Below are 26,067 nucleotides of genomic sequence, written 5' to 3' on the forward strand. Positions count from 1 at the left end.
ACTCCGAGCCAAAAGCCGGACCAACTTCAACGTCTTCTGTGGTCACTTATGGAAAAGTCAAAGCTTCGCAAAACAGGAATGGCCCTGGCCCTGGCAATCGCCGCCGCCCTGACCATCTACACCGTGCAGGCACCCGCAGACGCGCCGCAATACTTGACCGCCACCGCCGAACGCGGTGACATTGAAAACGCGGTCCTGGCCACCGGCCTGCTCGAAGGCGTCAAGCAGGTCGACGTCGGCGCCCAAGTCTCCGGCCAACTCAAGTCCCTGAAGGTAAAGGTCGGCGATAAGGTCAAAAAGGGCCAATGGCTCGCCGAAATCGACCCGTTGATCCTGCAAAACACCCTGCGCAAAGCCGAGGTCGATGAAGAAAACCTCAAGGCCCAACGCCGCGCCACCGCCGCACAGCTCAAGGAAACCAAGTCCGTCTACCAACGCTATCAAGGCCTGCAAGAGGACGAATCGGTGTCCCGCCAGGACTTTGAAACTGCCGAATCCAACTACGAAGTCCAACGCGCCAACCTGATGTCCCTCGACGCACAGATCAAAAGCGCCCACATCCAGATCGACACCGCCAAGATCAACCTGGCCTACACCCGCATCGTCGCGCCCATCGACGGCGATGTAGTGGGCATCGTCACCCAGGAAGGCCAGACGGTGATCGCCAGCCAATTGGCACCGGTGCTGCTCAAGCTGGCAGACCTGGACACCATGACCGTCAAGGCCCAGGTCTCCGAGGCTGACGTGATCCATATCAGCCCCGGCCAGCAGGTGTACTTCACCATCCTCGGGGAGGCCGACAAGCGCTACTACGCCAAACTGCGTGGCACCGAACCGGCCCCGCAAAACTTTCTCGAAACCCAGACCGCCGGCACCCCAAAGCAAAACACCGCGGTGTTCTATAACGCCCTCTTTGACGTGCCCAACCCCGACCACCGTCTGCGCATCGCCATGACCGCACAAGTGCGGATCGTGCTCGACACCGCCAAGGCCGCGTTGACCGTGCCGGTGGCCGCACTCGGCCCGCGCAATGCCGACGGCAGCTTCCCGGTGCGGGTGCTGGACGCCAAGGGCAAGGCCAACACGCGGCCAGTGCAGACCGGTATCAATAATAACGTCAAGGTGCAGATCCTCGCTGGCCTGGCCGAAGGCGACAAGGTGGTGATCGGCGACCCATCGCCCGCCGTGGCGGGGGGCTGAGTGATGAGTCAGCCACTGCTGGAGCTGAAAGGCATCGTGCGCAGTTTCATGGCCGGTGACCGCGAATTTATTGCCCTAAAAGGCATTGACCTGACCATCCCCGCCGGGGAAATGGTCGCGATTACCGGGGCCTCGGGCTCGGGTAAATCCACCTTGATGAACATCCTCGGTGGCCTCGATTACGCCACCGCCGGCAGCTACAAGATCAATGGCATCGAAACTCGCACCCTGGGTGATGAACAACTGGCGGAACTGCGCCGCGACTACTTCGGGTTTATCTTCCAGCGTTACCACCTGCTGGCGCATTTGAGCGCGTTGCACAACGTGGAAATGCCGGCGATTTATGCCGGTACGCCGCAAACCGCCCGGCATAGCCGCGCCGCAGACTTGCTGGCACGCCTGGGTTTGTCGGGGCACTTGAGCCATCGCCCGAGCCAGTTGTCCGGCGGCCAGCAGCAGCGGGTGAGTATCGCCCGGGCCTTGATGAACGGTGGCGAAGTGATCCTCGCCGACGAGCCCACCGGCGCCCTCGACACTCACAGCGGCAAGGAAGTAATGCGTATCCTGGCCGAGCTGCACGCCGTCGGGCACACGGTGATCATCGTCACCCACGATCCGAAAGTCGCGGCCAATGCCCAGCGGATCATTGAGGTGCGCGATGGCGAGATTGTCAGTGATCGCGCCAATCAAAGCGTCGGCCTCGACCTGCCCAACGAAGCGCCCATCGAGCCCAGGCGCAGCGGTGCGCGCAAGTTGGTGGCCAGCCTTGGGTTGTTCAAGGAGGCCTTCAACATGGCCTGGGTCGCGCTGATTTCCCATCGCATGCGAACCTTGCTGACCATGCTCGGCATCGTCATCGGCATCACCTCGGTGGTGTCGATCTCGGCCATCGGCGAAGGCGCCAAGCGTTATGTGCTCAAGGACATCCAGGCCATCGGCAGCAACACCATCGATATCTTTCCCGGCAAGAGCTTCGGAGACAGCCGCGCGTCGGCCATCGAGACCCTGTTGCCATCGGACGTGGAGGCGCTGAACCAGCTGTATTACGTGGATAGCGCCACGCCGGTGGTGGGGCGCAACCTGTTGCTGCGCTATGGCAACATCGACCTGGACGCCCAGGTCAATGGCGTCAGCGACCGTTATTTCCAGGTCAAGGGCTTGAAGCTCGAAGCCGGGATTACCTTCAGCGAGAGCGACGCCCGGCGCCAGGCGCAGGTGGTGGTGATCGACCACAACGCGCGCCATCGGTTGTTTGGCCCCGGTGTGGACCCGCTGGGCCAGGTGATCCTGGTCGGCAGCCTGCCGTGCACGGTAATTGGGGTGACGGCCGACAATAAAAACATGTTCGCCGCCAGCAAGGCCTTGAACGTGTGGGTGCCTTATGAAACGGCGGCCGGGCGGCTGTTGGGCCAGCGCCACCTCGACAGCATCACCGTGCGTATCAAGGACGGGCAGCCGAGCAAGGTGGTGGAAGAGAACGTCACCAGGCTGATGTTGCAACGCCACGGCACCAAGGATTTTTTTACCAACAACCTCGACAGCATCATGCAGACGGTGCAGAAAACCAGCCGTTCCCTGGCGTTGCTGCTGTCGTTGATTGCGGTGATTTCGTTGTTGGTAGGGGGCATCGGGGTGATGAACATCATGCTGGTGTCGGTGACTGAACGCACCCGTGAAATCGGGATACGCATGGCGGTGGGGGCGCGGCAGTCGGACATTCGCCAGCAGTTCCTGGTGGAGGCGGTGATGGTCTGCCTGATTGGCGGGATGATCGGCATCTCGCTGTCATTCGCCATCGGCTATCTGTTTTCGTTGTTTGTGAAGGAGTGGGAAATGGTGTTTTCCCTGGGGTCGGTGGTGACCGCGTTTGCGTGTTCGACGTTGATCGGGATTGTGTTCGGGTTTGTGCCAGCGAGGAATGCGGCGCGGCTGGATCCGATTGAAGCCCTGGCGCGGGATTAACCCGTTATGACACGTAGCAGCTGTCGAGCCTTGGCGAGGCTGCGTCAGCGGTGTGTCTGATACACCGCTGACGCAGCCTCGCCAAGGCTCGACAGCTGCTACGGCAAGTGGGTTTTTTAGAGCGTTGTGGCGGTGCTTTCTTCCGTGGAATACATCCAGCGCATCAACGAATGCCGGCCGCTGATGCCCATCTTGATCGCTGCCCGCTTGAGGTAGCTCTCGATGGTGTTGACCTTCAATGCCAACTGCTCGGCCAGTTCCGGCGCGGTACGCCCGGCCAGCAACCCCACGCACACTTCCAGCTCACGGCTGGACAGCGCCAATTCCGATTGGGCGAGGCGATCTTCAAAGCGTTGGCGCAGGGAGTCGATGCCGGGCTGCGGCACTGCATTGCCCTGGCTGCCGGGTTGCAGGGCGCTGATGTGTTTTTCAACCATCGGCAAAAGCAACGAAGAGAAGTCTTGCAGGATGATCCGTTCCTGCTGCGAAAAGCTCTGCGAAGGGTTGGAGCGATACACCGACAGCACGTAGCTGACGTCATTCTTGCGCCGGGTCAGGTGCAGTTGGGCGGCGGCCTGGGCCTCGTCCAGTCCAGGCACGGCGTCGGTGTAAACCGGGCTGATGCCGGGCATTCGCGAACTGCCGGCCTTGCGCAGTGAACTCACGGGCATTTGAGTGATGTGCGTGGCGTCGACCGCCAGTTGGGTGAGGATCAGGTCGTGCAGCATGCGCGGGAAGTGCCGGCTGCCAGTGCTGGCAATGACTTTGCCAATGTGGGGGAACAGGTGTGAGTTCATCATTTCATCCATGAGTTTCAATGAGGGCGGCGTGCTCGGCAGTGATATCCATGACCGCCGCCTCGTATGCTAGTACAGCCTTTCGCAAACGGGCCAATGACTGGATCAAATTTTTTGCAGTGCAGGGCGTAACGGACTACGCCCGGCCTTTGAAGGCCGGGCTATTGGTAAACGTCGCACCTGGTTGTGAATTTACTTCAAGCGTGGTGAACGTTTTGTTGCCCCGCCCGGGCTTTTGGTTTTATGGCGCAGGCGTCCAGGGCCTGGGCAACATCGGCCAACAAGTCCGCGACGTCCTCAAGGCCCGCCGAGAGCCGCACCAGCCCCTCGGAAATCCCGTGGTGAGCGCGTTGCTCCGGGGTGTACGTGGAGTGGGTCATGCTGGCCGGGTGCTGGGCCAGTGACTCGGCATCTCCCAGGCTCACCGCCCGGGTGAACAGCTTCAGGGCGTTCATGAAGCGCCGGCCCGTGTCGATGCCGCCCTTGAGCTCAAACGCGATCATGCCGCCAGACTGCTTCATCTGCCGCGCGGCCAAGTCGTATTGGGGGAAGGAGTGCAGCCCGGGGTAGGTCACCCATTCCACCAGGGGATGGGCCTGCAAGGCTTCGGCGATGGCCAGCGCGTTGCTGCAATGGCGGTCCATGCGCAGGGCCAGCGTCTTGAGCCCGCGCATCAGCAGGGCCGCATCCTGGGGGGACATCACCGCGCCGGTCAGGTCTTTGAGCCCTTGCAGGCGAATACGCTGGGCCAGGGCCTGGCTGCTGACGGCGATGCCGGCGGTGATGTCGCCATGGCCGCTGAGGTATTTGGTGGCCGAGTGCACCACCACGTCGGCGCCCATTTCCAGTGGGCGTTGCAGGTAGGGCGTGCAGTAAGTGTTGTCGACCACCACGGTGATGCCGGGTTGGCGGTGGGCGATCTCGGCGACGGCGGCGATGTCCACCAGTTGCAGGTTGGGGTTGGCCGGGGTTTCGAAGTAGATCATGCGGGTGGCCGGGGTAATGACCTCGCGCAGGGCGTCAAGGTCGGTGAGGTCGACGTGGCGCACCTTGATGCCGAATTCACCGATGCCGTGGTGCAGCAGGGCGAAGGTGCAGCCGTAGAGGGTCTGGCTGACGATGATTTCGTCACCGGGGCGCAGCAGGGTCCAGAACGTCGCGGCAATTGCGCCCATGCCCGAGCTGAAAGCCACCGCGGCTTCGCCGTTTTCCAGGGTCGCCATGCGCGATTCCAGCAGGGCCAGGGTGGGGTTGGAGATGCGGGTGTAGAAGTGCCCGCTCTCTTCACCGGCAAAACAGGCAGCGCCGTATTCAGCGGTGGGGAAGGCGAAGGTCGCCGACAGGTAGATCGGCGGCACGAGGGCGCCGTGGTGGTCCTGGGGGTCATAGCCGTGATGGATAGCACGGGTGGAAAAGCCGAACGTATTGTGTTTATTTTTCATGGTCGGACGCTCCTTATTTCCTACAATGCTATGCTTATAACTGCGGCCTAACGTTCCATAATTTGCTGGGAAAACCCGGTAAATTGGGATGAAAAACAATAAAAACGATGGTTTGAGGCAAGATATGCCCACTCATTTGGATCGGACTGACAAGGCGCTTTTAAACGCTTTGCAGGGTAATGCGCGGTTGACGGTGGCAGAGTTGGCGGAGCGGGTGTCGCTGACCACGTCGCCGTGTTGGCGGCGGGTGAAGAACCTTGAAGACAGCGGCGTGATCGGCGGTTATCAGGCGATCCTGTCGCCCAAGGCGCTGGGGTATGGGGTGACCGCGTTTGTCAGCATCATGATGGACACCCACTCCCGGGAAATTGCCAGGGCCTTTGAGCAAAGGCTGCTGGAGATTCCCGAGGTAGTGGCGTGTCATAACGTGTCGGGGCGCTACGATTTTCTGTTGGAAGTGGTGGCCAAGGACCTGGAGTCGTTTGGCGAGTTTGCCCGTGAGGTGTTGCAGAGCCTGCCCTGCGTCAAGGAGATTTATTCGAGCTTCTCGTACAAGTCGGTTCGGCCGTTGAGGGTGATCCCTTTGCCGGGTTAGCCCAGGCTTACCCGGACCTCGGCACACAAACCGCCGCCATTGCGGTTGCTCAGGGTCAGCGAGCCGCCAATTGCCACCGCCAACTGCTGGGCAATCGCCAACCCCAAGCCGGTGCCGCCGGTCCCGCGGTTACGCGAACTTTCTACCCGATAAAACGGTTGCATCACCCGCTCCAGCTCATCGGCGGCAATTCCTGGCCCACGGTCCAGCACCTTGATCGACAGGTCTCCCGATACCGTAGAACCCACCTCCAGTTGCGCAGCCCCGGCAAACTTCAGTGCGTTGTCCACCAGGTTCACCAGCACTCGGCGCAAGGCATGGGGCCGCGTATCGAGCACCACCGCGCTTTTACCGGCCAGGCTCACCTGCTTGTCCATGTCTTGATAGTCAAACACCAGGCTGTCGAGAAACGCATCCAGGTCGATCCGGCAACTGGCCTCGGTCGACCCGTGCACACTGCGGGCGTAGGCCACACCCTCGCGCACCAGGTGCTCCATTTCCCCCAGGTCGCTCCAGAGTTTTTCCCGGTCTACCGAGTCGTCCATGAACTCGGCACGCAATTTCATGCGGGTGATCGGGGTTTGCAAGTCATGGGAGATCGCCGCCAGGATCTGCATGCGCTCCTTGAGGTATTCGGCAATCCGCTTCTGCATTTGATTGAACGCCGCTGCCGCATGCGCCACCTCGGTCGGGCCGGTCTCGTCCAGCAGGGTCGGGTGGGCGTTCGGGTCGAGGGTTTCCACTGCCCGCGCCAGGCGTGTCAGCGGGCGGGTTGCGATGCGCACGGCAACCCCTGTGCACACCAGCAACACCACCAACTGCAGCACCAGCACCACCGGCAGCCAGAATGCAAACGGGATCGGCTTGGGATACACGTCGATGGTAATCGGGCTGCCATCGGCCAGGGTCAGGTGTGCCTGAAAGTGTTTTTGCAGGCCCGGGATATCGCGAAAGGCCAGCGGATAATGTTCAGCCAGGGCATCGGCAATTGATGTCGCGGCCATCGGCAGGTCGTTGCTGGCCATCGGCTCGCCCGGTTCGCCGGCGTTCAACAGGTAGCGGTAGGCGTTGCGGTCCAGGCGCGGCAGCCAACTGGCGCGCTCGGCGGCGGGCAGGCGGTCGAGGATCGCGATCGAGGTCGACACGTCGTTCTCAAGGTTGCCCAGCATCACGCTCCTGGCACTCATGTAGCGTTCATAGAACTGCGCACTGAACGACAGGGCATTGGCACACAACAGGCTGACGATGAAAATCACCGACAGTTGCGCCGCCAGGGTGCGCGGCCAGCGCAGCGTCAGGCTCATGCCTGGTCACCAAGGATTTCCACGGCCAGGGAAAATACATAGCCCTCGCTGCGCACCGTCTTGATATAGGCCGGCTCGCGGGCGTCGTCCAGCAGGCGCTGGCGCAGGCGGCTCACCAGCAGGTCGATGGAGCGGTCGAACAAATCTGCGTCCCGGCCCTGGGTCAGGTTCAGCAACTGGTCCCGGTTGAGCACCCGTTGCGGGTGGTCGAGAAACACCCGCAGCAGCCGGTATTCGGCGCCGCTCAACGCTACCAGGGTGTTGTCTTCGTCCAGCAGGTGGCGCGCGGTGGTGTCCAGGCGCCAGCGGCCAAAGCGGATCAACCGGCCGCTTTCCGTCACCACCAGGTTGGGCGGCAGCATCCGTGTGCGCCGCAGCACGGCATTGATGCGGGCCAGCAGTTCGCGGGCGGCGAAGGGCTTGACCAGGTAATCGTCGGCGCCCATTTCCAGGCCTATGATGCGGTCGGTTTCATCGTTGCGTGCCGTGAGCATCAGGATCGGCGTGGCCTTGTGCTTGCCCACCCGCAGTTCGCGGCACAGCTGCAAGCCGTCGTCGCCGGGCATCATGATGTCCAGCACGATCAGGTCCACGGGTGTGGTGTCGAGGAAGCTGCGCATTTGTCGGCCGTCAGCCACCACCGTAGTGCGCAGGCCGTTTTTTTTCAGGTAGTTGCCCACCAGTTCGCGGATCTCCCGATCGTCATCGACAATCAGGATGTGATCGACGTGATCCATGCTGCCTTCCTCGTTGAATAGTCATTGCTGCGCAGTCTAGCCACTGCCGGCGGCCTTGCCTTGTGCCCTTTGTATTGCAGTGTATCTGGCGATGACGAGATACACGTCGACGCAAAAAACCGGACCTGGTCGACACATTCGGGATACCTCGCAAGGTTCAAATCAACCTGTCGAGGCGATTGGCCCCGGCCATTTGCGAGGACTCCTGCATGACCCCACTCAACAGCTTTCTCAGCGCCCTGGCTTTTTCCATGGCGGGGGTGGCGGCGGATGTAAATGCCGCCACCGCGAAAAAACTCACCGGCAGTCAAACCTGCTTCCAGAATACGCCCGTGGCGCAAAACGGCGCGGGTCGCAAGCGCGACGAAACGCCCACGCCTGCAGGGGAATGCCCATGAGCTTGATTCCATTGCTGCGCCGCTTGCGCGCCTCCAAAGGTCTGCTGTTGTTGACACTGGCCGTGGCCTTGGTCGGCGTACCCAAGGCGGTCAACTACCTGATCGACAATGTGGATGCTGAAAGCTTCAGCCAGTCCGATGAGCGCATGCCTTCCCTGGACGGCGCCGTGGCGTGGCTCAACTCGCCACCGCTGACGGCCCAAGCCCTGAAGGGCAAGGTGGTGCTGGTGGATTTCTGGACCTACGACTGCGTCAATTGCCAGCGCAGCCTGCCGTATGTCAACCAGTGGGCCAGGCAATACGCCAAGGACGGGTTGGTGGTGATCGGTGTGCATACCCCGGAAAACGCCTACGAGAAAGTCTTGGTTAACGTGCGCAGCCAAGTCAAGAAACTGGGCATCCACTACCCGGTGGCCGTCGACAACGACTACAGGATCTGGCACGCCTTCGATAACCAGTACTGGCCGGCGCATTACTTCTTCGATGCCACCGGTAAAGTGCGCTACAGCCATTTTGGCGAGGGCCGCTACGACACTCAGGAGAAAGTTATCCAGGCGTTACTGGAAGAAGCCAGGGCGGCTAACGCACCCACCTAAGCTAATGCCAAAAAGGTATTTATTGCCGGGTTTTTAGATCGTTTAGCTTCATATTCCAAACCACGTGTTCATGGAGTGAGCTAACGATGTCGCACCCGCTGGCAATCAACACCTTGCCCCTGCTGGACCTGGCGCTGCTCGACGGCAGCCCGGCCCAGCGCGGGCAGTTTCTCGATGACCTGCGCCACGCTGCGCGGCATATCGGGTTTTTCTACCTGACCGGCCATGGCATAGACGCCCAGTTGCTCACGCAGGTGCAGCAACAGGCGCGGCAGTTCTTCGCGTTGCCCGAGGCCGACAAACTCGCTGTCGGCATGATCCATTCCCCGCATTTTCGCGGTTACAACCGCGCCGCCTCGGAGATCACCCGTGGCCAGCCGGATTTACGTGAACAGTTCGACCTGGGCGCCGAGCGCGAGCCGCTGCACCAGGGCGCGAACTCCGCGGCCTGGTCTCGTCTGCAAGGCCCTAACCAGTGGCCCGCCGCGCTGCCTGAACTCAAACCGTTGCTGCTGGCCTGGCAACAGGCGATGACGCAAATGTCGTTGCGCCTGTTGCGCGCCTTTGCCCAGGCCTTGTCGCTGCCGCAGAACGCGTTCGACCCGCTCTACGGCGACAAGCCCAACGAACACATCAAGCTGATCCGCTACCCCGGCCGCCACGCTCAACAAAGTCGCCAGGGCGTCGGTGCCCACAAGGATTCCGGTTTTCTCAGCTTCCTGCTGCAAGACCAGCAAGCCGGCCTGCAAGTGGAAGTGGAGGAGGGCCGCTGGATCGACGCTTCTCCACGCCCCGACACGTTGGTGGTGAACATCGGCGAGTTGCTGGAACTGGCCACCAACGGTTACCTGCGCGCCACCGTGCACCGCGTTGAATCGCCGCCATTAGGCAGCGAGCGCCTGTCCCTGGCGTTTTTCCTGGGGGCGCAACTGGACGCGGTGGTGCCGGTGTACCAACTGCCGCCCGAGTTGCTGCGCGATGCCCATGGCCCCACCAGCGACCCGCGTAACCCCTTGTTGCGGGAAGTCGGCTGGAACTACCTCAAGGGCCGCCTGCGCTCCCACCCGGATGTTGCCCAACGTTTTTACGCCGACGCCACCATTCCTCCAGCCCTGTCCACCTGATAAGGAACATCACCATGCTCAAGAAAACAGCCCTCGCCCTGGCGGTACTGATTGCCTCTTTCGACGCCCAGGCCGCCGACGCCCTGCGGGTGGCGGCAGACCCGATTCCCCATGCGCAAATCCTCGAATACGTGCAGAAACTCGACCCGCAGTTGCAACTCAAGATCATCGAAATTCCCAACGGTGTGAACTCCAACGAGCTGTTGGCCCACGGTGATGTCGACGCCAACTTCTTTCAACACCTGCCGTACCTGCACTCGCAGGAACAGGCCCTTGGCCAGAAGTTTGCGGTGGCAGCCACCGTGCATATCGAGCCCCTGGGCATCTACTCCCATCGTCACACCCGCTTTGACCAGGTGCCGGATAAAGGCACCGTGGCGGTGCCCAACAACGTCACCAACCTGAGCCGTGCGCTGTACCTGCTGCAAGCCAACGGCCTGATCACACTCAAGCCCGGCTTCAGCGACCCGGCCAAGGACCAGGCCACGCCCAAGGACATTGCCGAGAACCCCAGGCACCTGAAGATCCTCGAAATCGAATCGCCACAAATCCCCCGCGCCCTGGATGACGTCGACCTTGCGGTGATCAACGGCAACTATGCCCTGGAAGCCGGTTTGTCGCCCGCCAAGGACGCCCTTGGCCTGGAAAAAGCCCAAGGTAATCCCTACGCGAATATCCTCGTGACCACGCCAAAGTTGCAGGACGACCCACGGATCAAACAACTGGCCAAGGACTTGAACTCGCCCGAGGTGGCCAAGTTCATCACCGAGAAATACTCGGGTTCGGTGATTCCGGTGGCCGTCGAATGATCGTCGTCGAGCAGGTCAGCAAGACCTACGCCGACGGCCAGCCGGCGGCGCTGGATAACGTGTCGTTGCAGATTGCCGACGGGTCGATCTTCGGGATCGTGGGCCGCAGTGGGGCGGGTAAAAGTACCTTGCTGCGTTGCCTGAACCTGCTGGAACGCCCGACCTTGGGGCGCATCCTCATGGACGGCCAGGACCTGACGCTGCTGGGCGACAAGCAACTGCGCCAGCAACGCCAGCGCATCGGCATGATCTTCCAGGGGTTCAACCTGTTGCACTCGCGCAACGTCGCCGACAACGTGGCGGTGCCCCTGGAAATCGCCGGCCAGCCCAGGGCGGAACGCGCTGCCCGGGTCAAGGAATTGCTGGAGCTGGTGGGCTTGAGCGACAAGGCCCAGGCGTTTCCCTCGCAACTCTCTGGTGGGCAGAAGCAGCGGGTAGGCATCGCCCGGGCGCTGGCGGCGCGCCCGGACTATCTGTTGTCGGACGAAGCCACCAGTGCCCTCGACCCGCAAACCACCGCCTCGATCCTGGAACTGCTGCGCAGCATCAATCGGCAATTGGGGGTGACCATTGTGTTGATCACCCATGAGCTGGACGTGGTCAAGGCCATCTGCGACAGCGCAGTGTCCCTGGCCAATGGGCGTGTGGTGGAAAGCGGCAGCCTGATCCAATTGCAGGCCGACCCTGGCTCAACCCTGGGCCGCGCGTTGGCCCCCAGCCTGCCAGCGGTGAGGGCGGTATGAAAACAGACTGGAACGACATCCTGGGCTTGCTGCTCAACGCCACCGGCGAAACCCTGTACATGGTGCTGCTGGCGGCGGTGTTCACCTTGCTGATCGGCCTGCCCCTGGGCGTGCTTCTGTTTATCAGCCGTCGCGGTGGGCTGTTTCCTTTGCCGCGCTTGAATCGCGTGCTGGGGGCGGTGGTTAACCTGGGGCGGTCATTGCCGTTTGTGGTGATGCTGATTGCCTTGATTCCGCTGACCCGGCTGATCGTCGGCACCACCCTGGGCAGTACCGCCGCGGTAGTGCCGATCACCATTGGCGCCTTTCCCTTTTTTGCGCGCATTGTCGAAAACGCGTTGGCCGAAGTGGACAAGGGCCGCATCGAAGCGATCGTCGCCATGGGCGGGGACATTCGGCATGTGATCCTCAAGGTGTTGCTGCCGGAGGCGCTGCCTGCCTTACTCGCAGGGTTGACGCTGACCCTGGTAATGCTCATCGGCTTTTCATCCATGGCGGGCGTTATTGGCGGGGGCGGCCTGGGAGACCTGGCGATTCGTTATGGGTACCAGCGCTTCAACAACCAGATCATGGTGGTGACGGTCATTGTGCTGGTGGTGCTGGTCCAGGGCGTGCAAAGCCTGGGGGATCGGTGCGTGAGCTCGCTGGCGCATCGTCGCTAAAAGGTTATGTACTAATGAATTTTTAATATTTCTAGTTATATGGCCGACTGAGTAAAGTTCCCGTTCGTCCCTTCACCCTCGTCGCCGGGAAACACTCTTCATGAACCGTCCCCACGGGCATCCCACGCCGATCCTGACTTTGCCCCAAGGTGAAAAAGACCCGTTGTCGATTCGCGCCAAGGCGTTGGTGTTTGCCGACCCGCGTTCGCTGCAACTGCTGGAGTATTTGCAGCGCGTGGGGCCCAGTGAGGCCCCGGTGTTGATCAATGGCGAGACCGGTACCGGCAAGGAACTGGTGGCACGCTATATCCACAGTGCCAGTGGCCGCACCGGTGCGTTTGTGCCGGTGAACTGCGGGGCAATCAGCGAGAACCTCGCCGAAAGCGAGTTTTTCGGCCACGAGGCCGGATCGTTTTCCGGTGCCTCGGGGCGGCGTATCGGCTGGTTTGAAGAGGCCGATGGCGGCACATTGTTCCTTGACGAAATCGGCGACTTGCCGCTGCCATTGCAGGTGAAATTGCTGCGGGTGTTGCAGGAACAGGAAGTGGTGCGGGTGGGCTCGCGCAAGCCGATCAAGATCAATATCCGCCTGGTGACGGCCACCAACATCGACCTGGAACAGGCCGTGGAGGCGGGCAACTTTCGCCTGGACCTGTTCTACCGCATTAACGTCGCGCAGGTGCAGGTATTGCCGTTGCGCGAACGGCCACTGGATATCCTGCCGCTGGTTGAGCATTTTCGCCGGCTCTACAGTGCCAAGCTGAAAATTGCCGAGCCGATGGTGTCGGAGTCGGCGACCCAGGCGCTGCTGGATTATCCGTGGCCGGGGAATATTCGCGAGCTGGAGAACGTGGTGCACCTGGCATTGCTGGTGGCCGGGGACAAGCCGATCATGCCGGCGCACTTGAAGTTTTCGGCGGGGTTGAGTGCGATGCATGCCAGCGTCAACAGTGGCGCCCCACGGATTCCCCAGGAGGTGGTGCGCGAGCAATTGCTGCGCTTGTTCGAGGTGCCGGGGGATACGTTGCTGCACGATATCGAGGACTTGATTGTGCGCGAGGCGTTTGGTTTTTGCGGGTTTAACCAGTTGCGCACGGCGCAGTTGCTGGGGGTTACGCGTAATGCGATGCGTACGCTGCTGGTTAATCATGGGATGCTCAAGGGGCGGGTGAAGCCCTGATTTTTTGGGCGTGTACTTATCCGTTACCGGAGTAACGGATAGCCACTTCTACCGATGCTGAAACCGCGGCAACGACGCTATCCGCATCCGGGGCTCCTGCAGCCTGGCCAAATCACTGGCAATCTGTGCTCGCCAGAAATGCGCGCCAGCCAACTGTGCATCCACCCATGCCTGGCGCAACAGTACCTTGGCCTCGTCCACCGACCCATATTGCGCCTGACGCAAAATCAGCTGCGCCTTGATCCGCAACATTTGCGGCACAAACCATCGCTCATGCCGGCCCAGCGCCAATTGCAGCGTGTCTTCCAATACCTCCAGGGCCAGTTTTTCAAGCCCCAGCCGCGCCAGGCCCAAGGCGTATTCACAGCGCAGCAAGCTATAGAGCTGGCTGTCGCCTTGGCCATGCAACTGATGCAACGCCTCACCCAACAGCGGCACGCCTTCCTCGGGTGAGCCCTGGCGAATCAGCAGGATGCTCTCGAAGCACAGCCGAAACTGCCGCCAGATAGGCAGGTCTTGCTGAACCGTGCTGTCTTGCAACAGGCCCAGGTAATAGCGCGCCTTGGGCAGGTTGGACGCCAGCAACGCCAGCGGGATCGCTCCCAGGCACAGGGTGTACCAGAGGGTCGCCGGATGATGGAGGGTGATGGCTTCGTCGACGCAGTTGCCGATCATCCGCAAGGCCGGGTCGACGTCGCCTTCGAGCAGGTGCACTTGCGCCTTGAGGCAGCGGGCGGCGATGCGCTGGTCAAAATGCACGTCGATAATGTGTGAGCGCGGCGCCGACGGTGAACCCAACGCCTCGTCGATATTCTGCCGCGCCCCCGTCAGGTCGCCCATGTGAAACAGCGCCAGCGCACGCATGCGTTTGCCCAGCAATTGCTGGTTACCGCTGCTGCTCAAGGTGATGTAACGCTCCGCCAGCTCCAGCGCCTCGGCGTACTGGTTGCAGCCGCAGCGATCACTCCACAGGCCCCACAATGCCCGCAGTTTGTGCTCGGCATCGCCCAGGTCGCGGGCATCTTCACGCACCTGGCGCCAGGCTTCGCGCATCGGCCCGCCGGTGCCGTAGGTAAGCATCAGCACGCTGGCCAGGGCGGTTTGCAACAGCATGCGCTGTTGCTGCCCCAGCGGCGTGGTTGCGGCGCTGGCCAGGCCTTTGTCGACCCAGGTGCGGCACTCGCTGACCCGCGACAGGCGCAGCCACAACGGCAGGCCGCCCAGGGTCAGTTCGATGCCGGTGGGCACGTGGCCCGAAGCACCATACGCCCACTCCAGCGCGGCGCGCACGGTGTTGATTTCCGGGCCGTAGAGGCCGACCCACGTGTCGGGGGAAAGGCTGTCGAGGGTCTGCCCGGCCTCCTGCAAAACGCCGAGGGCATACAGGGCGTGGCGCTGGCGGGTGCCGTCGGCCTCGCCGTGTTCGTTGAGTTTTTCCAGGGCGTAGGCGCGGGTGGTCTCCAGCAGGCGGTAGCGCTTGAGCAACTGCGATTCACCGGCGATCAGCAACGACTTGTCCATCAGGCTTTCCAGCAAGGGCAGGGCGTTGCGGCCATCAAGGCTGCCGCTGGCGGTCATGGCCTTGACCGCGTCCAGGGTGAAGGAGCCGGTGAACACTGCCAGTTGACGCAACATGGCCTGCTCGTCGCAACTGAGCATCGAGTAGGTCCAGTCCAGCGTCGCGCTCAATGAACGATGACGAGCAAGGGCGGTGCGTCGGCCGGTCATCTGCAGGCGAAAGCTGCCGTCCAGCAAGCCCACCAAGTCCTGAATGCCAAAGGTGCGCACACGCGCCGCGGCGATTTCGATGGCCAGGGCATTGCTGTCGAGCTTGCGGCAAATGGCGCTGGCGGCGGCGACGTCGGCGTCCTTGAACATGAAGCCTGGGTCCAGCGCCTTGACCCGTTCGATAAACAGCGCGATGCCCGACCAGGTCATGGCTTGCTCGGCACTCAAGCTTGCGTGTTCGTCCGGCACCAGCAGCGGTGCGAGGTCGTGTACCCGTTCGCCTTCGGCCCGCAGCGGTTCGCGGCTGGTAGTCAGTACGCAACACTGCGGTGCGCTGCGCAGCAGCACCTCGACGGCGTCGGCAGTGGCTTGCAGCACGTGTTCGCAGTTGTCGAGTACCAGCAGCAGCGGGCTGTTGGCGAGCATCGAGGCCACGTTTTGCAGGGGGTCATCACTGACACTTTGAATGCCCAGGGCGTTGGCGAGCATCCCGGCCACCCATTGGCCGCTCGTGGCGGGGGCCAGGTCGACGAAGCACATGCCCTGGTGAAAGCGACCCTGCAGCCGTTGCGCCACGGCCAGGGCGACGGTGGTCTTGCCGATGCCGCCGGGGCCGGTGATGGTCACGAAGCGCTGGCTCAGGACCAGGTCGGCGAGGCTCAGGATCAGTGGGTCGCGCCCGATCAGCGTGCACGGCGGCGGTTGCAGGGTGGGCGCTTGCACGGTCGGCGCCTGTGCCAGGGCCTGGGAGATGAGGCTTTCACCCACTGCCTGCATCGTCACTGGTGCAACAAACCGGTAGCCCCGGCCGGGCACGGTGACGATGTAGCTGAAGTTGCCGTCATCCCCCAACGCCCGGCGCAACGCCACGATCTGCGCGCGCAGGTTGCATTCTTCCACCACCACCTTGGGCCAGGCGAAGGAGATCAGTTCGGACTTTTCCAGCAATTCGCCAGCCCGGCTGGCGAGGGCGATCAGCAAGTACAGGGCGCGGCTGCCGAGGGTCACCGGCTCGCCGTTGCGCAGCAATACATGCTGGCGCGCCAACAAGAGAAAGGGGCCAAAACCGATAGCATGCTCGGCGTGGTCCGGGGCCTGGGGGGCGAGGTCCATGAAGGACACTGTGGGGTATTTGCTCGAACTCATCAATTTGTCCTTTTTTTGTAGTCGGGCTTGTTATTGGCCATCAGGCCATTCGCCCTTTTGGGTGCTTACGTGCGGCAGCAGGCTTGGAGAGTTGAAGTCGATCAAAATAGTGAGAATTACCGCCCTCCTTTGGGGCGTGGAATCTTGTTATAGGGCGTGACACCCTTGGGTTTCAGCGGATGAGACTGTTTCGAATCTGAAACATTTTATTACTGTAAATACTGATAAAGCAGAATGTATGCCAGTTGGCATGTAACAAAGATGACAACAACCGTATGAAATTTATGGGGATTTCTGCGGTCGTCGAGGGCCGGCGAAGACAAATGTTCGGAAAGGCGAATATTTCGAATTGTGTCGTTCGGGATGCCGAATAAAGCGACGGTGGTTTGGCGCGGTTTTTTTGGCTGTGTATCAGACTGTGTATCAGCACCGATCTGATACACCCACATGAATAGAGGAAGGCAACGCGACACAGACCGGATACACGCCTGGCTTTAAATCTGTCTACCAGATGGCGCAAGTGGTCACGTACCGCACAAGCGCCCTGGCCACATTCAGTCAAGCCAGGAGATTCATCCATGAAGCGCCATTACGCGGCCCTTGCCGCCACCCTCGCCCTGTCACTCGGTGCCTTCGCCGCCACCGCCCATGCCGACGAGCCCAAGCCCCAGGAAAAATGCTTCGGCGTGTCCCTCGCCGGTGCCAACGATTGCGCCGCCGGTGCCGGGACATCCTGCGCCGGTACCGCCAAGGCGGATTACCAGGGCAATGCCTGGGTACTGGTGGACAAAGGCACCTGCACCCAGATCAAAACCCCCAAGGGCTTTGGCAGCCTCACGGAACAGCCATGATTGCCCTGGCCCCTGCGGTGCTCAAGCGTGTGCTGCCTGAGGCGCTGCTGTTGCTGGTGGCCCGCCTCGGTATCGCTTCGGTGTTTTTCCTCTCGGGCCGCACCAAGGTGACCGGTTTGCTGCAACTCAAGCCGTCGACCTACACCTTGTTTCGCTCGGAATACGCCTTGCCGTTGGTGCCACCGGAGTGGGCTGCGCACTTGGCGACCTACGCCGAGCATCTGTTCCCGCTGTTACTGGTGCTGGGCCTTTTGACCCGCCCCGCGGCCGCCGCGCTGTTGGGCATGACCCTGGTGATCGAGGTGTTTGTGTACCCCGACGCCTGGCCGACCCACCTGAGCTGGGCCGGGCTGTTGCTGCCGTTGCTGGCGTATGGCGGCGGGGCGTGGTCGCTGGACCGCGTGGTGTTCGGCAAACGTCTTTAACCCTTTCACAACAATCATCAGGCCCCAAGGCCTGTGGAGACTTGCATGCGTATTCTTTCTTCCCTGGCGATTGCCGTAGCGCTCGGCGCACCGGTATTGGCGTCGGCTGCCGATGCTGTGAAGGCACAGCCAGGCACTGGTAAAAGCGTGGTGATCGTGCCCGGTTCCTTCGTCGACGGCTCCGGCTGGCGAGTGGTGCACGACATCCTGATTCACAAGGGCTACAAGGTCACCGTGGTGCATCAGGGCCATGAAAGCCTCGCCGCCGACGTGGCCGAGGCCCGTGAAGTGCTGGAACAGCAGGTCGGCCCAGTGGTGCTGGTGGGTCACAGTTCCGGCGGCGGGGTGATCTCGATTGCCGGCGACCGCGACAAGGTCAAGTCGATGGTCTATGTGTCCGCCCTGCAACCGGAGGTGGGCGAGAACATGAGCCAACTGCTGTCCTCGATGCCGGCGCCAAGCAACGACGTGATGCCGACCCGCGACGGCCATCTGTTTTTTGATCGCACCAAATTCAACGCGGATTTTGCCGCCGACCTGACCACCAACCGCACCGACTTCATGGCTGCCTCCCAAGTGCCAGCCACCACCGCGCTGTTCGGCGGCACCGTGTGGGCCGCGGCCTGGCACAAGAAGCCGACCTACGCGGTGGTGTCCACCGAAGACCGTGCCCTGAGCCCCGATTTGCAGCGCTGGATGTACAAGCGCGCCGGCTCCAAGGTCACCGAAATCAAGGCCAGCCACTCGGTGTACATCTCCCAGCCTGAGGCTGTGGCGAAGGTCATCGAAGACGCTGCATCCGTCATCAAATAAACCCCACCCCGAGGAGCAATACCCATGAGTACTTCCATCAAATCCCGCCTGAGCCTTGCCACCGCTGCCGCCCTGATCGCCATGGCGTCTGCCGCCTTCGCCGCTGCTGCCAGCGCCGCCGACCAGCCGGAACAACCAGGCCGCTGCTACGGCGTGAACAACTGCAAGGGCGAAAGCCTGTGCGCCACCGCCAAAAACGATTGCAAGGGCCTCAACAGCTGCAAGGGCCAAGGCGTGGTCGTCAAGACCCCGTCCGAATGCCTGAAGCTGGGCGGCACCACTACTGAACCTAAGTAAGACCCCGGCGGGCCCGCTTGGGCCCGTCGCCTATTTTTGCAACGGAGACCTCATGATGCCGACACCCAACCCGTGTTTCCCGGGCTACGGCCTGGGGCTGCGCAAGGAGCACTACAGCGAGTTCCTGGAGACCTCGGTGGCGGTGGATTTCGTTGAAGTGATCTCTGAGAACTTCATGGTCGCCGGCGGCCAACCCCGGCATATCCTGCGCCAGATTCGCGAGCGATATCCGGTGGCGCTGCATGGTGTGTCGATGTCGATCGGCACGGCTGAAGGGCTGGACCGTGATTATCTGAAGCGCCTCAAGTCGCTGGTGGATGAGGTCGAACCGCTGTTTGTGTCCGATCACCTGAGCTGGTCCCGCAGTGGCGGGTTCAACGCCCATGACTTGCTGCCAGTGCCTTACACCGCTGAGGCGCTGGACCGGGTCTGCGCCAACATCGACCTGGCTCAAGAGGTGTTGGGCCGCACGATGCTGTTTGAAAACCCGTCCAGCTACCTGGCCTTTGATGGCGCGTCCATGAGCGAGTGGGAATTTATCGCCGCCATGTCCCGGCGCACCGGCTGCGAGCTGCTGCTGGACGTCAATAATGTGTTTGTCAGCGCCAGCAACCATGGTTTTGATGCCCTGGCGTTTCTCGATGGGATTCCGGCCGAGCGGGTCCGGCAGATCCACCTGGCCGGTCACAGCCAGGGCCGCGAACTGTTGATCGACAGCCATGACAGCCCGGTGTGTGACGGCGTCTGGGATGTGTATGCCAAGGCCGTTGCGTTGCTCGGCCCGGTCGCCACGATGATCGAGCGCGACGACGAGATTCCGCCGTTGGCCGAGCTGCTTGAAGAACTGTCGATCGCCCGGATGCTCGGTGCTAGCGAGGCCTACAAGCGTGCGCAGGTGCGTCTATGACCCTGGCGCAATGGCAGCAGGCCTTTCACACCTGGCTGGTGAGTGCATCGGATGAGTCGGCCCAACTGCTTGGCAACAAAACAGCCGGCCTGGCGGTTTACCAGAACAACTACCGCGCGCAGTTGGTGGGTTGCCTGGAGCAGGCGTTTCCCAACCTGCGGCGTTGGGTGGGTGATGAGGCGTTTCTGGCCGCTGCCATCGGCCATATCGACCGGTATCCGCCGCATGCCTGGACGCTGGACGTCTATCCCGAAGGCTTTCATCTGACCTTGCACGAGCTGTTTCCCAACAACCCGGATGTGCAAGAGCTGGCCTGGATCGAGTCGTCGCTCAACGAGGCATTTGTTGCCGCCGATGCCAGCCCGTTGGCGATGGACGTATTAGCAGCGGTGGATTGGGACACGGCACACCTGCAACTCACGCCGTCGCTGCGCTGTCATGGGCTGACCACGAATGCCGAGGCGATCTGGTCGGCGTTGTGGCAGCAAACCACGGCGCCCGAGGCGGTGATGCTGGCCGAGGCCGGTGGGCTGTTGGTTTGGCGCCGGCAGTTTACCTCGCGTTTGCGGCAAGTCGACGCTCTGGAATTGCACGCGTTGGTGCACCTGCAAAGCGACGGCAGTTTTGCCGGGCTGTGCGAGTTTCTGGTGGAGCGCCTGGGGGAAGCGCAAGGCGTGGCGAAAGCCGGTGAGTTGCTGGCTGGCTGGTTCGGCAGCGAGTTGATTGTGGGGGTCGTTGACGACCTTCCTGTGACGCATTTTTCGGAGCTATAACACCATGTCTTTTTTCAACCGTCGTCGCTTTCTGATGTGCACCGCTATTGCTTCAGCCGCGCTGTCCCTGCCTGTAATGGCGGCGCCCGCGAGCTGGCGTATCCGCCAGGTCAGCACCGACCTGCTGGATATCGGCTACTACGAGGCCGGCCCGGAAGCGGGCAGGCCGATCATTTTGCTGCATGGCGCGGACGGCGACCTTGAGCGTTTTTCCGAGGTTGTGCCACACCTGGCGTCCCAAGGTTTTCGGGTGATCACCCCGTACTTGCGTGGCCATGGCACCACCACGCAATTGGACAAGGCTGCACCCGCCAGCACCCAGGAAGTGGTGCTCGGCCAGGACGTGCTGGACCTGATGAACGCCTTGCACATCCCCGAGGCGGTGCTCGGTGGGTTCGAGCTCGGCGGTCGCGCTGTCACGGCAGCAGCGACCTTGCGCCCAAGCCGTTGCGTGGCCCTGGTCACCGTCAACAGTGCACCGCAGCCTGCCCTGGCGGAGGTGCTGGCGCAGATGGCCCGGATGGGCCAATGGCGCACCTGAACATGAATATTTGGACAGTCGCCCATTTGCTCGCTGAAAAAAACGGCCGCTGCCCGTAATCTAAACACCTTTGCCACGTGTGCGGATTGTCCATGTCTTCAGTAGCTGATGGGTTGCCCAGTGATAAACGTCTTGCGGCGGTTATCGCCATTTCCTTGGGGATCGGCATGGCGACCCTCGACACGGCCATCGTCAACACCGCGTTGCCGACCCTCGCCGAAGGCATCGGCACCGATTCCGCCTCGGTCATCTGGGTGGTCAATGCCTACCAGTTGGCAACCATCGCTGCGGTGCTGCCCTTTGCCTCCCTGAGTGATGTGGTGGGCCATCGCCGGGTGTTCCTCGGCGGCTTGCTGGTGTTTGTGGTGGCCTCGCTGTTTTGCGGGCTGGCCTGGTCGCTGCCGACGTTGACCGCCGCCCGAGTGGTGCAAGGCCTGGGCGCGGCGGCGATCATGAGCGTCAACATTGCGCTGTTGCGGCATATCTATCCGGCAAAAATACTCGGCCGGGGGCTGGGCTATAACTCGCTGGTGGTGGGGCTGGCCTTTACGCTGGGGCCCACTGCGGCGTCGGCGATTCTGTCGGTGGCCACCTGGCACTGGTTGTACCTGATCAACTTGCCCTTGGGCGTTTTGGCCTTGTGGCTGGGGGCGCGTGCGATTCCAGTGATCCCGATTACCGGGCATGCCTTTGACCGGCTGGCAGCGATTCTCTGCGCCGGGTTGTTCGCCCTGTTGGTGCTGGGCCTGGGTTCGGCGGTGCACGGTGCGCAGGCGGTGTTGACGCTGGGCCTGATCGGCGTGGCGCTGCTGTGCGGGGTGTTGCTGATCCGTCGCCAGGCCGGGCACCCGGCGCCGATGCTGGCGGTGGATCTGTTCAAGCGCCCGCTGTTTACCTTGTCGGCACTCACCGCAATTTGCGCATTCAGCGCCCAGGGCCTGGCGTTTGTGTCGCTGCCATTCCTGTTGCAAACGGTGCTGGGTCACAGCCAGGTGGCCACCGGGTTCCTGATGACGCCATGGCCGGCGGTGGTCGCGGTAATGGCGCTGATCGCCGGGCGACTGGCCGACCGCATCTCCCTGGCGTTGCTGTGCGGCATCGGCCTGTTGATGTTGAGCGCGGGCATGGCCTCGCTGGCGACGTTGGGTAACGACGCTTCGACGTTTGATATCGGTTGGCGCATGGCGTTGTGTGGCGCCGGGTTCGGTTTCTTTCAGTCGCCCAACCTCAAGGCGATCATGACCAGTGCGCCCATCGCTCGCAGTGGCGGTGCCAGCGGCATCGTCGCCACGTCACGGTTGATGGGGCAGACGTTGGGCGCTTCGCTGGTGGCGCTGTGTTTCCACTTGTCCCTGAGCAGCGGCCCGCAGTACGCGTTGTGGCTCGGTTGCGGTTTTGCCCTGGTGGGCGCGGTGGCCAGCGGTTTGCGCCTGATGCAGGACGGCGCCAAGGTTTAATTATTTGGGCCTTGTAAAGCATTGAGGTAGACGGCTACCGTGGTCGCCTAAATAATTCTGAATGTTTCAGTCTTTATGTCTGACCTGGCCCAACGCAGTGCTGATTCAAACTCCCGCCGTGCCGCGCTGACCCTTGGCCTGTGCCTGCCCAGTGACGTGTTGCTGTACCTGGTATTGCCGATGGAGTCCCAGGCATTCGGTATCACCCTGGCCCAGGCCGGGGTGCTGCTGGCGGCCAACCGCCTGGTGCGGATCTTCGGCTACAAGCATGTCCTGAATTTCTACGCCCGCAATGGTGACCGGCTGACGTGCTCCATCGCCGCCGGCGCGGCGGCGGTGTGTGCCTTGGGCAACTCGATGCTGTCCGGGTTTGCGGCCTTGCTTGGGCTGCGGTTGGTCTGGGGCCTGTGTTTTGCGGCGTTGAACCTTTCCACTCAAGTACTGGCTACCTCCGAACCCTTGGGCGCGGCGCGGCGGGCGGGGCGCTCGCGGGCGTTGATTGCCCTGGGGCCGATGGTTGCCTTGCCGCTGGGTGGCTGGCTGACGTTACAGGTGGGGCCACGGCCAATCTTCTGGATTCTGGCGGTATGTTGCTTGCTGGGCCTGTGGATGGCGCGTGGCTTGCCGACGGCCGGGCATGATTTGCATGGCACGCCCGGGCGGCGTTTCAAGTTGCCAGACAGTGTGGCAACGTGGTCGTTTATCGAAGGTGTGGCACTGGATGGGCTGTTTATCTTCGGCCTGTCGATTCAGGCGCAGAAGATGCTGGGTGGCAATGCCGTGCTGATTGCCGGTGGCCTGATGGCCTTGCGGTATGTTTCGGAATTGCTCCTGAGCCCGTTGGGTGGGCGCGCGGCCCAGCATTTTGGCGCCACGTCCATGTTGTTGCTGTTTTCGTTTCTCAGCGCGCTGGCGCTGGGGGCATTTGGTAGCCACTGGGTAATTGCCGGTGCGGCGGCGGTGTTGGTGTTGCGGGCGTTGCAGTTGCCGTTGGTGACGACTTTGGTGGCGGAGCGCAATCCGGGCGCGATGCGGGTTTCGGCGCTGGCGTCGAATGCCGTGTGGCGTGACGTGGGCGCGGGACTTGGGCCTTTGCTGGCAGGCTTGCTGTTGCCGGTGGCATCGGCGCCCTGGGTGTTTGGGGTGGCGGGGGCGGCGATTGCGGTCAGTGCGGTGTTTTGCTGGCGCGCGAAGATTTCAATTTGATGAGATGAGGCTGACAGTGTCCCCTGACGAGAACTTCGTACGTTTGCTGGATGAGGCTTATAGGCATTGGACGGGGCAGGGGTTGCCGGCGCCTGAAGGGTTGGGCCTGGAGCAGCGGCTTACCTGGCTGCATGAGCAGGCGCCCTACAGTTTGCTCGCGCATGATGGTGGCGCTGATCCGCGTTTTACCTATGTGAATGAGTGTGCGTTGGGTTGTTTCAAGTATCCGCGTGAGGCGTTTATCGGGATGCCTTCGCGGTTCAGCGCCTCGGAACTGGATCGCCCGGCACGGCAGGTGCTGATGGAGCAGGTTGGCGCCAGGGGAATTGCCGACGGCTACAGCGGATGGCGCGTGGATGCGCAGGAACAGGCGTTCATGATTCATGCCGGGGTGGTGTGGAACCTGTTGGAGGGGGCAGGGCAGGCAGCGTTGTTCTGGCTGGATGAGGGGGGGCGGGGTACCTATCCGTTGCTGCGGTAACGGTTGACGGAACAGGGTGCGCTCTTACAACAGGGCACTTTTGGCAAGCGCCCGGAATGCTGGCCCAGCCAAAAGTAACCGGATATACCCGCAATCAGCGCACCTTCAGCGCCTCGACCCAACCCGGATCAAGCCGCGTTTGGTCAGGTTCAATCCCCAGCCCGCGCATCCTCTCCAGGTGCTCATCAACCTCTCGCACCAACTGCGCCTGAGCGCTGGAATTGGCGTCCAGCTCGTGCATCTGCATCAAGCCAAGGTGGTAAAACCGCAGCAACTTGATCGCCACCGGATCATTCGCCTTCACGCCTTCAGTCACCTTGTGCATCACATTCGTCACGCTCATCAAACTGCGCTTGAGCTGCCAGCCATACACCGCCGGCGCCAGCCACGCCTGGCTCCAGAACGGCCCCCGCACCAGGGCCAAGGTGATCAACACCCCGGCAAACACACCGCCGACATTAAAGCGAAAATTATCGCCCCCGGGTTCACCGAACAGCATCACCGCCAAACTGGACAGCACCATCGCCAGCACCACGAACAGCGCCGCGACAATCAGCGTGCTGCGGCGGGTCTGTTGGCGAAAAACAATCGGGTCGCACGGTTTAAGCTCAAACATCCGGGTGCAGTCTCCATTGGCTGAGTAGGGGTATAGCGCCGGGCGGCATCTTCTCATGGTTCGCCCGTCGGAGTGACGGTAATCCGGTTGAACGATGCCCCACCGCGATTTCTCTAAATCTCGTAGGCAACCGACCCCAAGCGAGGTGAATCATGACCCGGTACCAGCAACAGCCGCCCGGCACACCCAATCCCGACCGCACCCCGGGCGAGGAGGAACGCGACAACGACGCCCTGCGCCCTAACGATCCTGCCGAACGGCAAGACGACGAAGAGCGGGTCGAGGAAAACCTGGAAAACCTGCACGACAAGGCCCGCCCGCTGTAAACCCGGCGCGTCAAGGAGGTAGCTATGAGCAACAGTAAAAGTGGCCCACATTCATCGGAGCATTCCAGCGGCAAGGACGAATTGGGTTTCGACCCCGATTCCCCAGACGTCGCAGACCCGCAGGTTGACCCGATAGGCCCAGCGATTGCACCGCTGGACAAGCCCGACGCAACCGGCAAGAAGCCGGCCTACGATCCGTTGGGAGATTTGAAGCAGTGAAGTAGCGGTACACGCCTTCGTCATGGCGTCCGTGACCTCATGACGAAGGGGCCGTCGCAGCCGCTGAAGGGTATTAGCTGCGGGGCGTTTGCAATGCGTGGTAACCGTAGTCGGCCCGCGCCTGGCGCAAGGGAACGCCTGCGTCGATCGCTGCGCGAATCTGTTCTTCTGCCTCATGCACCTCTTCGGCCACTGCCAGCACCTGAGCCAGTTGGCGGCCAGGAATTACCACTAATCCATCACCGTCGCCTCGCAGCCAATCGTCTGGCTGTACCCGCACGCCGCCCAATGTCACCGGCTCCTGAATCGCCTCGACGCGCACCCGGTCCTTGCCGGTACGCATCCAATTGCCGCGGGAGAAGATCGGGTAGTTGAGTTCAAGCGCCCGGTCGACATCGCGGCAGATACCATCGATCACCGTCCCCGCCAAATGTTTGCGCGCAGCAGTTGAGGTCAGCAGGTCACCCCATACGGTGGTGTCGAGCCGTGCCTGGTTGTCGATCACCACCACTTGGCCTTCTTCAAGGTCGTCGATGTAGTCACCTACCGAGCCTCCGTCCAACCCGATCGGGCCGTAACGCAGGGTCCAGGCTTTGCCCGCCAGATTGAAAGAACGGTCCAGGGGCATGATGTCGGTGCACTGGCAAACAATTTTCAGGCGGTCCATGGCATCGCTCAGGTCGGTGCAACTCAAGGCTTTCAGGCGTTCATGAATGGACGTTTGCATGGTGA

General features: G+C 61.9%; 28 protein-coding genes and 1 pseudogene. 22 read left to right on the forward strand and 7 right to left on the reverse strand.

Annotation, left to right across the window (positions count from 1 at the left end):
- Positions 1-48: 48 nt before the first annotated feature.
- Together macA and ACZRN6_RS29165 are read left to right on the forward strand one after the other, a co-directional pair.
- Entirely contained in the window at positions 49-1,200 is a 1,152-nt protein-coding gene (gene macA, locus ACZRN6_RS29160) for a macrolide transporter subunit MacA (protein ID WP_464009459.1), read from the forward strand.
- A gap of 3 nt (positions 1,201-1,203) precedes the next feature.
- Entirely contained in the window at positions 1,204-3,162 is a 1,959-nt protein-coding gene (locus ACZRN6_RS29165) for a MacB family efflux pump subunit (protein ID WP_464009460.1), read from the forward strand.
- Between the two features lie 116 nt (positions 3,163-3,278).
- Here the strand turns inward: ACZRN6_RS29165 and ACZRN6_RS29170 are convergent, their stop codons facing one another.
- Both ACZRN6_RS29170 and ACZRN6_RS29175 read right to left on the reverse strand, forming a co-directional pair.
- The gene (locus tag ACZRN6_RS29170; RefSeq protein ID WP_464009461.1) at positions 3,279-3,971 is read right to left on the reverse strand and encodes a helix-turn-helix transcriptional regulator; all 693 of its coding nucleotides are present in this window, start codon (positions 3,969-3,971) and stop codon (positions 3,279-3,281) included.
- Between the two features lie 185 nt (positions 3,972-4,156).
- Positions 4,157-5,401 (reverse strand): methionine gamma-lyase, encoded by a 1,245-nt coding sequence (locus tag ACZRN6_RS29175; RefSeq protein WP_464009462.1) that lies wholly within the window; start codon positions 5,399-5,401, stop codon positions 4,157-4,159.
- A 124-nt stretch (positions 5,402-5,525) separates the two neighbouring features.
- Between ACZRN6_RS29175 and ACZRN6_RS29180 the strand changes: the two genes are divergently transcribed.
- A complete protein-coding gene (locus ACZRN6_RS29180) occupies positions 5,526-5,996 on the forward strand; it encodes an Lrp/AsnC family transcriptional regulator (RefSeq protein WP_322146016.1) in 471 nt (156 codons plus the stop codon).
- Here the strand turns inward: ACZRN6_RS29180 and ACZRN6_RS29185 are convergent.
- Positions 5,993-7,300 (reverse strand): ATP-binding protein, encoded by a 1,308-nt coding sequence (locus ACZRN6_RS29185; protein WP_464009463.1) that lies wholly within the window; start codon positions 7,298-7,300, stop codon positions 5,993-5,995. The genes ACZRN6_RS29180 and ACZRN6_RS29185 overlap by 4 nt on opposite strands.
- Positions 7,297-8,037, reverse strand: a complete 741-nt coding sequence (locus tag ACZRN6_RS29190) for a response regulator (RefSeq protein ID WP_322146014.1) — start codon at positions 8,035-8,037, stop codon at positions 7,297-7,299. Before ACZRN6_RS29190 ends, ACZRN6_RS29185 begins: the two co-directional genes overlap by 4 nt.
- Before the next feature lie 209 nt (positions 8,038-8,246).
- Between ACZRN6_RS29190 and ACZRN6_RS29195 the strand changes: the two genes are divergently transcribed.
- The 7 genes and pseudogenes from ACZRN6_RS29195 (at position 8,247) to ACZRN6_RS29225 (ending at position 13,549) form a co-directional block, all read left to right on the forward strand.
- On the forward strand, positions 8,247-8,435 hold the full coding sequence (locus ACZRN6_RS29195) for a hypothetical protein (protein ID WP_322146013.1): 189 nt from the start codon (positions 8,247-8,249) through the stop codon (positions 8,433-8,435).
- A gap of 77 nt (positions 8,436-8,512) precedes the next feature.
- A pseudogene (locus ACZRN6_RS29200) lies at positions 8,513-9,031 on the forward strand (thioredoxin family protein); the annotation flags it as partial.
- Positions 9,032-9,117: 86 nt separating this feature from the next.
- Positions 9,118-10,155 carry an isopenicillin N synthase family dioxygenase gene (locus tag ACZRN6_RS29205; protein ID WP_464009464.1) on the forward strand — a complete coding sequence of 346 codons (1,038 nt, stop codon included), beginning with the start codon at positions 9,118-9,120 and terminating at the stop codon, positions 10,153-10,155.
- 14 nt (positions 10,156-10,169) lie between these two features.
- On the forward strand, positions 10,170-10,964 hold the full coding sequence (locus ACZRN6_RS29210; protein ID WP_322146011.1) for a MetQ/NlpA family ABC transporter substrate-binding protein: 795 nt from the start codon (positions 10,170-10,172) through the stop codon (positions 10,962-10,964).
- Entirely contained in the window at positions 10,961-11,707 is a 747-nt protein-coding gene (locus ACZRN6_RS29215; protein WP_322146010.1) for a methionine ABC transporter ATP-binding protein, read from the forward strand. The genes ACZRN6_RS29210 and ACZRN6_RS29215 overlap by 4 nt, the downstream gene beginning before the upstream one ends.
- Positions 11,704-12,369 (forward strand): methionine ABC transporter permease, encoded by a 666-nt coding sequence (locus ACZRN6_RS29220; protein ID WP_322146009.1) that lies wholly within the window; start codon positions 11,704-11,706, stop codon positions 12,367-12,369. Before ACZRN6_RS29215 ends, ACZRN6_RS29220 begins: the two co-directional genes overlap by 4 nt.
- 100 nt (positions 12,370-12,469) lie before the next feature.
- Entirely contained in the window at positions 12,470-13,549 is a 1,080-nt protein-coding gene (locus tag ACZRN6_RS29225; protein ID WP_322146008.1) for a sigma-54 interaction domain-containing protein, read from the forward strand.
- A gap of 48 nt (positions 13,550-13,597) precedes the next feature.
- On the opposite strand, the gene ACZRN6_RS29230 is transcribed toward ACZRN6_RS29225, so the two are convergent.
- Positions 13,598-16,423, reverse strand: a complete 2,826-nt coding sequence (locus ACZRN6_RS29230; RefSeq protein WP_464009465.1) for an ATP-binding protein — start codon at positions 16,421-16,423, stop codon at positions 13,598-13,600.
- A 578-nt stretch (positions 16,424-17,001) separates the two neighbouring features.
- On the opposite strand from ACZRN6_RS29230, the gene ACZRN6_RS29235 reads away from it, so the two are divergent.
- The 10 genes from ACZRN6_RS29235 to ACZRN6_RS29280 all read left to right on the forward strand — a co-directional run bounded on the left by ACZRN6_RS29235 (position 17,002) and on the right by ACZRN6_RS29280 (position 24,174).
- Positions 17,002-17,274 (forward strand): BufA1 family periplasmic bufferin-type metallophore, encoded by a 273-nt coding sequence (locus ACZRN6_RS29235; protein ID WP_322146006.1) that lies wholly within the window; start codon positions 17,002-17,004, stop codon positions 17,272-17,274.
- Complete coding sequence (locus ACZRN6_RS29240; protein ID WP_464009466.1) at positions 17,271-17,699, forward strand: DoxX family protein; 429 nt, start codon at positions 17,271-17,273, stop codon at positions 17,697-17,699. Before ACZRN6_RS29235 ends, ACZRN6_RS29240 begins: the two co-directional genes overlap by 4 nt.
- 45 nt (positions 17,700-17,744) lie before the next feature.
- Positions 17,745-18,512 carry an alpha/beta fold hydrolase gene (locus ACZRN6_RS29245; RefSeq protein ID WP_464009467.1) on the forward strand — a complete coding sequence of 256 codons (768 nt, stop codon included), beginning with the start codon at positions 17,745-17,747 and terminating at the stop codon, positions 18,510-18,512.
- A 24-nt stretch (positions 18,513-18,536) separates the two neighbouring features.
- Entirely contained in the window at positions 18,537-18,809 is a 273-nt protein-coding gene (bufA2, locus tag ACZRN6_RS29250) for a BufA2 family periplasmic bufferin-type metallophore (protein WP_464009468.1), read from the forward strand.
- A gap of 55 nt (positions 18,810-18,864) precedes the next feature.
- On the forward strand, positions 18,865-19,716 hold the full coding sequence (bufB, locus tag ACZRN6_RS29255; protein ID WP_464009481.1) for an MNIO family bufferin maturase: 852 nt from the start codon (positions 18,865-18,867) through the stop codon (positions 19,714-19,716).
- A complete protein-coding gene (locus ACZRN6_RS29260; protein ID WP_322146003.1) occupies positions 19,713-20,489 on the forward strand; it encodes a DNA-binding domain-containing protein in 777 nt (258 codons plus the stop codon). Before bufB ends, ACZRN6_RS29260 begins: the two co-directional genes overlap by 4 nt.
- Before the next feature lie 4 nt (positions 20,490-20,493).
- Positions 20,494-21,030, forward strand: coding sequence for an alpha/beta fold hydrolase (locus tag ACZRN6_RS29265; protein WP_464009469.1), 537 nt, complete (start codon positions 20,494-20,496; stop codon positions 21,028-21,030).
- Positions 21,031-21,122: 92 nt separating this feature from the next.
- Positions 21,123-22,487 (forward strand): MFS transporter, encoded by a 1,365-nt coding sequence (locus ACZRN6_RS29270; protein ID WP_464009470.1) that lies wholly within the window; start codon positions 21,123-21,125, stop codon positions 22,485-22,487.
- A 75-nt stretch (positions 22,488-22,562) separates the two neighbouring features.
- Positions 22,563-23,693: an MFS transporter gene (locus ACZRN6_RS29275; protein ID WP_322146000.1), complete on the forward strand. Its 1,131-nt coding sequence runs from the start codon at positions 22,563-22,565 to the stop codon at positions 23,691-23,693.
- Positions 23,694-23,697: 4 nt separating this feature from the next.
- Positions 23,698-24,174 carry an MEKHLA domain-containing protein gene (locus ACZRN6_RS29280; protein ID WP_322145999.1) on the forward strand — a complete coding sequence of 159 codons (477 nt, stop codon included), beginning with the start codon at positions 23,698-23,700 and terminating at the stop codon, positions 24,172-24,174.
- 94 nt (positions 24,175-24,268) lie between these two features.
- Here the strand turns inward: ACZRN6_RS29280 and ACZRN6_RS29285 are convergent, their stop codons facing one another.
- Complete coding sequence (locus ACZRN6_RS29285) at positions 24,269-24,790, reverse strand: DUF3087 family protein (protein ID WP_322145998.1); 522 nt, start codon at positions 24,788-24,790, stop codon at positions 24,269-24,271.
- Positions 24,791-24,942: 152 nt separating this feature from the next.
- On the opposite strand from ACZRN6_RS29285, the gene ACZRN6_RS29290 reads away from it, so the two are divergent.
- On the forward strand, positions 24,943-25,116 hold the full coding sequence (locus tag ACZRN6_RS29290; protein ID WP_322145997.1) for a hypothetical protein: 174 nt from the start codon (positions 24,943-24,945) through the stop codon (positions 25,114-25,116).
- Positions 25,117-25,140: 24 nt separating this feature from the next.
- Positions 25,141-25,335: a DUF6021 family protein gene (locus tag ACZRN6_RS29295; protein WP_322145996.1), complete on the forward strand. Its 195-nt coding sequence runs from the start codon at positions 25,141-25,143 to the stop codon at positions 25,333-25,335.
- A 73-nt stretch (positions 25,336-25,408) separates the two neighbouring features.
- On the opposite strand, the gene ACZRN6_RS29300 is transcribed toward ACZRN6_RS29295, so the two are convergent.
- Entirely contained in the window at positions 25,409-26,062 is a 654-nt protein-coding gene (locus tag ACZRN6_RS29300; RefSeq protein WP_322145995.1) for an RraA family protein, read from the reverse strand.
- Positions 26,063-26,067 lie beyond the last annotated feature (5 nt).

It is taken from the genome of Pseudomonas sp. A125 (genome assembly GCF_055409485.1).